Source organism: Streptomyces sp. SID13666 (assembly GCF_010548325.1).
In the GTDB taxonomy this organism is placed as follows: Bacteria; Actinomycetota; Actinomycetes; order Streptomycetales; family Streptomycetaceae; genus Actinacidiphila; species Actinacidiphila fildesensis.
Map to the genome: position 1 here is coordinate 53,811 of NZ_JAAGLX010000047.1, position 8,355 is coordinate 62,165.

The window sequence follows — 8,355 nt, forward strand, 5'->3', positions numbered from 1 at the left end:
CCGATGCCCACCTTTGATCTCCCCGGACGCCGCCTCGGAACCTCTGGAGGCCGCCCCGGCGCCCGGCCGCTCGCCCTCGCCCGCAGGGCGCCCTGGGCGGCCTCGGCCTATGTGGCCGCCGTGCAGTCCGGGGCGTACGTGCTGCGCCCGTTGCCGGAGGCGGACCGCGAGGCGGTGCTGCGCGCGCACTCCACCAATGTCGACAACCTGCGGGCCGGTCGCTGGCACACCCTTCTGACCAGCGCTTTTCTCGTGGAAGAGCCCCTCGATCCGGCGCACGGGGCAATACTGCTGGGCATTCTCGGCGGGGCCGAGACCGTCTGGGGATCGCGCCGGACGGCCGCGGTGTTCGCGTTCGGCCACCTCGGGGCGAGCCTGTTGGTATACGGCGGCCTCCGCGCCACGGACGCCTCGAAGGAGACGCGGTCGGCGGTGGACGTCGGAGCCAGCTACGGCCTGAACGCGGTGCTCGGGGCCGCCGCCGCCTCGCTCCCGCACCGCGCCGCACGGGCGGTGGCGGCGGCCGGCGTCCTGGGGCTCGTCGTGCGACCCCTGGTGCGGGAGGGGCGCACGTTCACCGACGCCGGGCATCTGGCAGCACTGCTGCTCGGTCTGGGCGCAGGTCACAAGGGTGCGTTCACACGGGGTTAACACAAGGGACACAGCCGGGAAAAACGTTCTTGCCATGCTGCCACCGGCTCGATCAACGGCGCTCGGCCGACACCCCTCGTTTCAGTGCACTACTGCACCCGCGAAGACAGTGGCTTGTTAAAGGATGGCGCCCCGTGACCTACAAGGCTGAGTACATCTGGATCGACGGCACCTCGCCGACCGCCAAGCTTCGCTCCAAGACGAGGATCCTGGCCGACGGCGCCGAGCTCCCGACCTGGGGCTTCGACGGTTCCAGCACCAACCAGGCCGTGGGTCACGCATCGGACCGCGTGCTCAAGCCGGTGTTCTCCTGCCCGGACCCGATCCGCGGCGGCGCCGACGTCCTCGTCATGTGCGAGGTGCTCAACACCGACATGACGCCGCACGAGAGCAACACCCGTGCGCTGCTCACCCCGATCGCCGAGCAGTTCGCCGGCCAGGAGCCGATCTTCGGCATCGAGCAGGAGTACACCTTCTTCGACGGCGCCCGGCCGCTCGGCTTCCCCGTCGCCGGCTTCCCCGCCGCGCAGGGCGGCTACTACTGCGGTGTCGGCTCCGACGAGATCTTCGGCCGCGACATCGTCGAGAAGCACCTGGAGAACTGTCTCACCGCGGGCCTGGCGATCTCCGGCATCAACGCCGAGGTCATGCCCGGCCAGTGGGAGTTCCAGGTCGGCCCGGTCTCGCCGCTGGAGGTCTCCGACCAGCTGTGGATCGCGCGCTGGCTGCTGTACCGCACCGCCGAGGACTTCAACGTCTCCGCCACCCTCGACCCGAAGCCGGTCAAGGGCGACTGGAACGGCGCGGGCGCGCACACCAACTTCTCCACCAAGGCCATGCGCGAGGGCTACGAGGCGATCATCACCGCCTGCGAGTCCCTCGGTGAGGGCAGCAAGCCGCTCGACCACGTCAAGAACTACGGCGCCGGCATCGACGAGCGCCTGACCGGTCTGCACGAGACCGCCCCGTGGAACGAGTACAGCTACGGCGTCTCCGACCGCGGCGCCTCGGTCCGCATCCCGTGGCAGGTCGAGGTCGAGCAGAAGGGCTACATCGAGGACCGGCGTCCGAACGCGAACGTCGACCCGTACGTCGTGACCCGCCTCATCGTCGAGACCTGCTGCACCGCGCTGGAGAAGGCCGGCCAGGTCTGAGCTTGCACCGCTGCATGACAACGGCTGAGGGGCCCGTCGAGTCGACGGGCCCCTCAGCCGTTGTGCTGTCGCCGGTGGTGCTCAGCGGACGCCGGTGGGCGCGCCCGCGGCGTACGCGTCCCGGGCGGGCGGGGCCGGGACGGCCTCCTCGCCGTGGGACATCTTCGGCAGCCGGCCCAGCCACCGCGGCAGGTACCAGTTGCGCTCGCCGAGCAGGACCATCACCGACGGGAGCAGCAGCACCCGCACCACGGTGGCGTCCAGGAACACCGCCACGGCCAGGCCGACGCCCATCTGCTTCATGTCCTGCATCGACAGCGTGGCGAAGACCGCGAAGATCGCGACCATGATCGCGGCGGCGCTGGTGACCGCGCCCGCCGTGGAGCGCACCCCGTCGCGGACCGCCTCGGTGGTGCTCATCCCCCGGTCGCGGGCCTCGCGGATCCGGGACACGACGAACACGTGGTAGTCCATCGACAGGCCGAACAGGACCACCAGGACGAACAGCGGCATCCAGCCCTCGATCGCGCCCACCGATTCCGTGCCGACCAGGGACGCGCCCCAGCCGTGCTGGAAGACCGCGGTCATGACACCGAACGCGGCGCCCACCGACAGCAGGTTGAGGAGGATGGAGGTGACCGCCACCGTCACCGAGCGGAAGCTGAACAGCATCAGCAGGAACGTCACGCCCATGATGAAGACGAAGACCGGGACGATGCCGCTCTTCAGCTGGCCGTTGAAGTCGACGGAACCGGCCAGATCACCCGTGACGTAGGCGTGCTCGGCGACCGGGCCCAGGGTGTGCGGCACCAGGTCGTCGCGGAGGGTGGCCAGGGCGTGCTCGGAGACGGCGTCGCTGCCGTTCCCCGCGAGCGGCACCTCGATCACCGCGATGTCCTGCTCCGCGTGGACCGCGGTGGTGACGCCCTTGCCGAACTCGTCCGACGCGGCGGCCTTCGCCGTGAAGCCGGCGATCGCGGCCTTGACGCCGGGCGCCTCGATGTCCTGGGCCTGCACGACGATCCTGGCCGGTGCGGGACCGCCGGGGAAGGCCGTGGTGATCTGCTCGAAGGCGGTGCGCAGCGGGGCGTCGGCCGGCAGTTGCTTGTCCATGCCCAGCGACTCGGTGTGCATCCCCAGCGCGGGGACGGCCAGCGCCAGCAGCACTCCGGCGCCCAGCACCGCGAAGATCTTGGGCCGGGCGATGACGGGCCGCAGCACGGCGCCGGAGATACGGCCCGCGGGATGCCGGCTCCTGTGGGCACGGCGGGCCCGGGACGCGCGGCCGAAGCGCGGCAGCCGGCCCCGCTCGACCCGGTCGCCGAGCAGTGACAGCAGGGCGGGCAGTACCGTCACCGAGCCGAGCATCGCGGTGAACACGACGAGGATCGTCGCCATCGCGAAGCCCTTGAAGAGCAGCAGGCCGGACAGGAACATGCCCGCCATCGCGACCATGACCGTCAGCCCGGAGACCAGTACCGCCCGGCCGCTGGTGGCCGCGGCGATCCGCAGCGCGGTCTCGGCGTCGTGTCCCGCGGCCCGCTCGTCCCGCTCGCGGCGCAGGTAGAACAGGCAGTAGTCGACGCCGACGGCCAGGCCCATCAGCAGCATCACGGAGCTGGTGGACTCGAAGATGTGCAGCTTGTGGCTGCCGAGCGCCAGCAGCCCGCCGGCCCCGATGAACGCGGTGACCGCGAGCCCGACCGGCAGCAGCGCGGCGACCAGGGCGCCGAAGGCGACCAGCAGGATGCCGAGCGCGAGCGGGACGGCCGTCCACTCGGCCTTCGCGAAGTCCTTGGTGATGACGTCGCCGAGCCACTTGCCGGCGCTGGCGTCCCCGAACTCGTCGATCAGGACGTCCTGATGGCCGTCGCGGACCTTCTGCACGGCGTCGAGCACCGGCTGCACGCGGTCGCCCGCGTCCTCCTGCTTGCCCTTCATCTCGAAGCGGATCAGCGCGGAACGGCCGTCCTGGGACGGCAGCGCCGCCTGTACGGTCCCGACCTCGCCGGTGGCGCCGACCCCTTCGGCGACCGCCTTCGCCGCCGCCTTCCACTGTCCCGGGCCCTCGGAGCGGACCAGGACCATCTCCCCGGCAGGGTGCTCCAGGCCGTGCTCCGCCAGGATCCGGTCGGCGGCGGCCGAATCGCCGGCGCCGTTCTCGTACGACTTCATCTGCGTCGTACCGACCATGCCGCCGATGACCGAGGCCACCACCACGAACAGCAGCCAGCCGATGATCGCCGTCTTGCGGTGACCGGCGCTCCACGCACCGAGCCGTGCCGCGAGATTGTCCTTCATCTCGTCGCTCCCCCAAGGATTCAGTAGATTTTTCCGACCCCTTGAAGGTAGGAATTCGGCGCTGCCGCCCCCAGCCGTCCAGACCCCCGGTCGCGATGGTGGCGCCAGGTACACCCCCCTGGGGGGCCACCGCCAGTGACCTGCGCGGACGCCGTCGGCAGACCGGGTGGTGCCAAGATGGCGACGCAGACGGTGGACCGAACGGGGAGGGCGGCCATGAACATCCGCAACGCGGGACTCGCAGGTATCAGGGGGCTCGCCCTGGCAGCACTGGGCCTCGTCGAGTCGATCGTCCTCTTCGTGTTCGCCGTGCTGTCGATCGCCTTCATCAGCCTCGGCATCGGCATCTTCACCACCCCGTGGATGATCGCCAGGGTGCGCGACCGGGCAGACCACCGCCGGGAGCTGGCGCTGCGCTGGTCGGGTGTCGAGATCGCCCGCCCGTACCGCCCCGCACCGGAGTTCCGGCCGGGGATCGCCGGCAGCTGGCGGCGGCTGGAATGGGTGCTGACCGACCCCGCCACCTGGCGTGACCTGCAGTGGCTGCTGGTCGACATGACGGCGGGCGCGATCCTCGCGTACCTCACGGCCGGGCTGTTCCTGGAGGGCGCCTTCGGCTGGGTGCTCGCCGCCTCCGTGTGGCGGCCGATCGTGACGGCGGGCGGGACGTACTGGTACGCGTTCATCCCGGTCTCCGACCAGACGACGGCCGTCCTCGCCGCCCTGCTCGGCACCGTCTGGATCCTGCTCGGTCTGCGCTTCTCCCCGACGCTGCTGCACCGCCACGCCCTGCTCACCCGGGCCTTCCTCGCCCCCACCCCGGCAGCACAGGAGGAGGCGCTCAAGCGGCGGGTGGCCCGGCTGGCGGAGACCCGCTCCGACGCGGTCGACAGCTCCGCCGCCGAGCTCCGGCGCATCGAACGGGACCTGCACGACGGCGCCCAGGCCCGGCTCGTCGCCATGGGCATGAACCTCGGCATCGTCGAGCACCTCCTCGAGCAGAACCCGGAGAAGGCCCGGAAGATCCTCTCCGAGGCCCGCCAGTCCTCCGCCGACGCCCTCACCGAACTGCGTGACCTGGTGCGCGGCATCCACCCGCCGGTCCTCGCGGAGCGCGGACTCGGCGACGCCGTCAGGGCGCTGGCGCTGCGCGGCCCGATCCCGACCGACGTCAACGTCGACCTGGCCGGCCGCTTCGAGGCGCCGGTGGAGTCGGCCGCCTACTTCACCGTCTCCGAGCTCCTCACCAACGCCGCCAAGCACTCGGGCGCCGAGCGCATCTGGATCGATCTGCGGCACGAGGACGGCATGCTCCGGGTCTCGGTCACCGACGACGGCAGCGGCGGCGCCGATGTCTCCCGCGGCACCGGTCTGCAGGGCATCGAACGCCGGCTCGGCGCGTTCGACGGGGTCCTGGCCGTGAACAGCCCGGTGGGCGGCCCGACCATGGTGACGATGGAACTCCCGTGCGCGCCGGCCGCCCCGGCGGCGAACCAGGTGCGCTAGCGCCGGACCGTTGACCTCACGTCGCGAGTGGCCTCCGACCCCCTATCGGGTCAGGGGCCGCTGCGGTCTCCGGTCCGGTCGCCGCTCCGGTCGCCGCATCCGGCTCGGCGCCAGGCGCGGCGGAGCCGGTCGAGTTCCGCCAGCTCGGCCCGGGTCCAGGCCACGTTGGAACGCTCCCGGACGAAGCGGCGGATCGCCTCGTTCGCCGCGGACACCGGACTCTGGTCGGAGGCGGACGGTGGCGGGACGGACATGCCCCTCACTGTGGAGTAGCGGTGTGACAGCCGTGTGAGGCGGGATGAAGAGCTGGATGAAGATTCACTGTCGCGTACGGGACGGGTGCGAGGTGGTGTGACGGGTGTGAAGGGGCGGGGTGGGATCCGCCCGCTCGGACCGGTTGTCAGAGGTGGCCGCTACGGTGGCCGTATCCCATCAGCGCTGGCTGCGCCGGGAGGGCCCCGCCGACAGCGCGGCGGGGCCCAGCACCGTCCCGCCCCCCGCCACCCTGGAGTTGCCGTGCGCGTCGTCCTCGCCGAAGACCTCTTCCTGCTGCGCGACGGACTGGTCCGGCTGCTGGAGGCGTACGACTTCGAGATCGCCGCCGCGGTCGACAACGGGCCGGAACTGCAGCGCGCCCTGGTGGAGTTGCGGCCGGACGTAGCGGTGGTGGATGTGCGGCTGCCGCCGTCGTTCACCGACGAGGGACTGCAGGCGGCGCTGTACGCCCGGCGCGAGATCCCCGGCCTTCCGGTGCTCGTGCTCTCCCAGCATGTGGAGCAGCTGTACGCCCGGGAGTTGCTGGCCGACGGCAGCGGCGGGGTCGGCTATCTGCTGAAGGACCGGGTGTTCGACGCGGACCAGTTCATCGACGCGGTGCGGCGGGTGGCCGGCGGCGGTACGGCGATGGATCCGCAGGTGATCTCGCAGCTGCTGGCCCGCAATGTGCGCAATGAGCCGCTGGGACAGCTGACGCCGCGCGAGAGCGAAGTGATGGGTCTGATGGCCGAGGGCCGGTCCAATGTCGCGATCGCGGAGCGGTTGGTGGTGACCGAACGGGCCGTCGCCAAGCACACGTCCAACATCTTCGCCAAGCTCGACCTGCCGCTGTCCGACGACGACAACCGCCGGGTGCTGGCCGTGCTGGCCTACCTGGACCGTTCCTGAGCCCCGACCGTTCCTGAGCCGGACCGTTCCTGAGCCCGGCCGTTCCTGGGCCGGACCCGTCCTGAGTTCCTTGCGCGGCGCCGCCCCGCGGGCGGCCGCCGCCGTGCTCGACTGACCGGATGCACGAGACACCTCCCCCCGGAGTCCCTGCCGAGGACGTCACCGAGACCATGGCGGAACGGCTCAAGGAACGGATCTACGCGACGATCACCATGATCGCCGTCGTCGTCGGCCTCACCATGGTCGACGACCTGGCGGCGGGCGACGCGGCCGTGTCCGTCGCCGCCACCTCGCTCGGCCTGTGGCTGGCCACCCTCGTCGCGGACGACCAGGGGCACCGGGCCGTCCACCACCGCTCCACCACCTGGCCGGAGTTCCGCCGACTGCTCTACGTCAGCAGCCCGTTGCTGCTCAGCGCAGCCGGCCCGCTGATCCTGATCGGCGTGTCCGCGACCGGGGCGATGGCCCTGCACACCGCCCTGGTCGCCGCCGCAACGGTCGATGTCGTCGGGCTCTTCGCCTGGGGCTTCCTCGCCGGTGTCCGGATGGGCGGCGGCATGGTGGCCGCGCTGGTCGCCGGCACGCTGGACACGGCGATCGGCGCGGCCGTCGTACTCGTCAAGCTCACCGCGGGCCACTAGGGCGTATTGCGCAAGTCCCGCCTGGCCCACGACGCCTGGCACACGCCCGCACCTTTACACGTCCGGGGATTCACCCCGCGCGGCGCACCGCGAACAGGAAGCAGCCGAATTCCACTGCGCGGACGTGCACCAGGGCGACCTCCGGGTCGGTGAACATCGCGGCCAGCTCCGCGTCCGCGGCGCCCGCCGCCGCCTCGTCGTGGCCGATCCGGACGAGGCGCCCGCCCAGGATGCGGCCGTCGGCGCTGTAGGCGCGGAAGACCCGCTGGGTGCCGTGCATCGCCGGCGGGTAGCCGGCGTCGGACGGCGGGCCGGGGCAGCCGTCGGCGTCGGCGTGCACGAACACCGGCCCCAGTTCCACGTACGGGCCCGGGTTCGCGCCGGTCTCCGCCGCCCAGTGGCGCAGCGGGGCGTACGAGAGCAGCGCGATCCGGTCGCCGGGCGCCGCGTGCCGCAGGCAGCAGCGCAGCGGGGCGCCGCCCTCCTCGTCGGTGCTCAGCTCGGGCGCCCGGCCCGCGTCGTCGGTGTCCCGCAGGCGGGTGAGCAGGGCCGGGTCGATGGCGAAGGTGCGGAAGGCCGTGGTCCCGTGGGTGATGGTCATGGGTCGACGATCGCTCCGGACGCGGCCGGGATCCGGCGGGAATCGGACGTCGCGCTGTGGGGGACGCGACGCGCGGCGCATTGAGTGACCATCGCACCATTCACTCGTTTGACGGCGTGTGGACACATCGGAAGCGACAGCGGCCGGACCCGTGGAGGTCGAGGTCGAGGAGGCCGAGGCCTCGATCGTCGAGAACTATCCGCACCTGGTGCGGCTGGCGTATCTGACGCTGCCGGCCGCTCTCGGCCGGCACCGCAGGGTGCTGGCCGCGCACACCCTCGTGCAGCGGGCGCTGCCGCGCGGGCGGCGCGCGCCCGACCCGGTCGCCAGATCGGAA

8 protein-coding genes and 1 pseudogene are annotated in these 8,355 nt (G+C 71.8%); 6 read left to right on the plus strand and 3 right to left on the minus strand.

Annotated elements, in window-relative coordinates; all coding sequences use genetic code 11:
* Positions 1 to 3 precede the first annotated feature (3 nt).
* Positions 4 to 651 carry a rhomboid family intramembrane serine protease gene (locus tag G3I60_RS36815; protein ID WP_164294745.1) on the plus strand — a complete coding sequence of 216 codons (648 nt, stop codon included), beginning with the start codon at positions 4 to 6 and terminating at the stop codon, positions 649 to 651.
* A 134-nt stretch (positions 652 to 785) separates the two neighbouring features.
* A complete protein-coding gene (gene glnII / locus G3I60_RS36820; RefSeq protein WP_138353743.1) occupies positions 786 to 1,805 on the plus strand; it encodes a glutamine synthetase in 1,020 nt (339 codons plus the stop codon).
* Between the two features lie 81 nt (positions 1,806 to 1,886).
* On the opposite strand, the gene G3I60_RS36825 is transcribed toward glnII, so the two are convergent.
* A complete protein-coding gene (locus G3I60_RS36825; RefSeq protein WP_164294744.1) occupies positions 1,887 to 4,106 on the minus strand; it encodes an MMPL family transporter in 2,220 nt (739 codons plus the stop codon).
* 216 nt (positions 4,107 to 4,322) lie between these two features.
* Between G3I60_RS36825 and G3I60_RS36830 the strand changes: the two genes are divergently transcribed.
* Entirely contained in the window at positions 4,323 to 5,612 is a 1,290-nt protein-coding gene (locus G3I60_RS36830; protein ID WP_164294743.1) for a sensor histidine kinase, read from the plus strand.
* A 50-nt stretch (positions 5,613 to 5,662) separates the two neighbouring features.
* On the opposite strand, the gene G3I60_RS36835 is transcribed toward G3I60_RS36830, so the two are convergent.
* Positions 5,663 to 5,866: a hypothetical protein gene (locus G3I60_RS36835; protein ID WP_164294742.1), complete on the minus strand. Its 204-nt coding sequence runs from the start codon at positions 5,864 to 5,866 to the stop codon at positions 5,663 to 5,665.
* A 262-nt stretch (positions 5,867 to 6,128) separates the two neighbouring features.
* Here G3I60_RS36835 and G3I60_RS36840 point away from each other — a divergent pair, with 262 nt between their 5' ends.
* Together G3I60_RS36840 and G3I60_RS36845 are read left to right on the plus strand one after the other, a co-directional pair.
* Positions 6,129 to 6,776 carry a response regulator transcription factor gene (locus tag G3I60_RS36840; RefSeq protein WP_138353747.1) on the plus strand — a complete coding sequence of 216 codons (648 nt, stop codon included), beginning with the start codon at positions 6,129 to 6,131 and terminating at the stop codon, positions 6,774 to 6,776.
* 119 nt (positions 6,777 to 6,895) lie between these two features.
* Positions 6,896 to 7,417, plus strand: coding sequence for a hypothetical protein (locus tag G3I60_RS36845; RefSeq protein ID WP_138353748.1), 522 nt, complete (start codon positions 6,896 to 6,898; stop codon positions 7,415 to 7,417).
* Positions 7,418 to 7,487: 70 nt separating this feature from the next.
* Here G3I60_RS36845 and G3I60_RS36850 read toward each other — a convergent pair whose 3' ends face one another.
* A complete protein-coding gene (locus G3I60_RS36850) occupies positions 7,488 to 8,018 on the minus strand; it encodes a DUF1203 domain-containing protein (RefSeq protein ID WP_164294741.1) in 531 nt (176 codons plus the stop codon).
* A gap of 118 nt (positions 8,019 to 8,136) precedes the next feature.
* Between G3I60_RS36850 and G3I60_RS36855 the strand changes: the two are divergent.
* Positions 8,137 to 8,355: pseudogene (locus G3I60_RS36855) on the plus strand (hypothetical protein); the annotation flags it as partial.

Bases quoted from the DNA above. Each gene is read 5' to 3' on its own strand.
- G3I60_RS36815 (WP_164294745.1), top strand. From the start codon at position 4: ATGCCCACCTTTGATCTCCCCGGACGCCGCCTCGGAACCTCTGGAGGC.
- G3I60_RS36850 (WP_164294741.1), bottom strand. From the start codon at position 8,018: ATGACCATCACCCACGGGACCACGGCCTTCCGCACCTTCGCCATCGAC.
- G3I60_RS36845 (WP_138353748.1), top strand. From the start codon at position 6,896: ATGCACGAGACACCTCCCCCCGGAGTCCCTGCCGAGGACGTCACCGAG.
- G3I60_RS36835 (WP_164294742.1), bottom strand. From the start codon at position 5,866: ATGTCCGTCCCGCCACCGTCCGCCTCCGACCAGAGTCCGGTGTCCGCG.
- G3I60_RS36830 (WP_164294743.1), top strand. From the start codon at position 4,323: ATGAACATCCGCAACGCGGGACTCGCAGGTATCAGGGGGCTCGCCCTG.
- G3I60_RS36825 (WP_164294744.1), bottom strand. From the start codon at position 4,106: ATGAAGGACAATCTCGCGGCACGGCTCGGTGCGTGGAGCGCCGGTCAC.